Source organism: Streptomyces doebereineriae (assembly GCF_031845645.1).
Taxonomy (GTDB): domain Bacteria; phylum Actinomycetota; class Actinomycetes; order Streptomycetales; family Streptomycetaceae; genus Streptomyces; species Streptomyces canus.
Window position 1 is genome coordinate 1 of the sequence record NZ_JAVREZ010000573.1, and the last position, 392, is coordinate 392.

The 392-nt window shown below is 68.1% G+C and carries 1 protein-coding gene; it reads left to right on the forward strand.

Features of this window, described 5'->3' with window-relative positions:
• Window positions 1–392: PAS domain-containing protein (locus RNB18_RS53315; RefSeq protein WP_311721218.1), on the forward strand; the 392-nt coding region annotated here is incomplete at both ends.

Genomic DNA, 392 nt, shown 5'->3' on the forward strand with positions numbered 1-392 from the left:
TGTCCGACGGACACATCCACGGGGTGCATGTCTGGATCGGGCCGGCCGATGCCGAACCGCCGCAACGGCCGGTTCCCGGCCCGCTGGTCTGGGATCTGACCGCGGGCGTGGCCACCGACACCGCCGAATCCCTGCACAACAGCGGCATGAACCCGGAGACCGAAGCCACGCACGACCGGACGTTCGCCGACGACCTGCCTGCCCGCGACCTCAACGGCACTGAGGCCAAGGTGCTGGCCATGACGATCAAGCCGGTGGTGGGCAACACCTTGTGCACCACCTGGGACGTCACCGATCATCGCGGGGAGACGATCACCGTGGGTTTCGTGGCCCGGGTGGTCACAGAACCGCACGACGACGGCTCCGACCGGCTGATCTGCCGGGCGATGAAC